Source organism: Microvirga antarctica (assembly GCF_017921815.1).
GTDB classification, from domain to species: domain Bacteria; phylum Pseudomonadota; class Alphaproteobacteria; order Rhizobiales; family Beijerinckiaceae; genus Microvirga; species Microvirga antarctica.
This window is the reverse complement of the sequence record NZ_JAGEMM010000154.1, coordinates 1-284: the sequence shown is the minus strand read 5'-3', so window position 1 is coordinate 284 and position 284 is coordinate 1. Positions and strand designations below refer to the sequence as shown.

Genomic DNA, 284 nt, shown 5'->3' with positions numbered 1-284 from the left:
CCGTTTTCCCAGTAGGCGAGGACTTTTAACCCTTTTGAATCGAGTGATTTTTTCAGTTCATCGCCGACTTTGCCGTCGAGCGTTTTATGCGCATGCGCGGTATCGCGAAACAGGAAGGGGACATCAAGTAAGTTGAATACAGGGGCCAGGCCGGTGAAATTGTTCGAACCGGACATTTCCATATCAATAGTTCCGCCGCGCACCCCGCTGATCATTGCCTGGGCGTTACCTAATGTGCTGTCAGGAAAGAGTTTTAGCGTTAATTCGCCGTTAGTTTTTTCTTT

1 pseudogene is annotated in these 284 nt (G+C 48.6%); it reads right to left on the bottom strand.

The features are described from left to right. Positions 1-284 (bottom strand): annotated as a pseudogene (yiaO, locus tag J4G32_RS21270) (2,3-diketo-L-gulonate TRAP transporter substrate-binding protein YiaO); the annotation flags it as partial.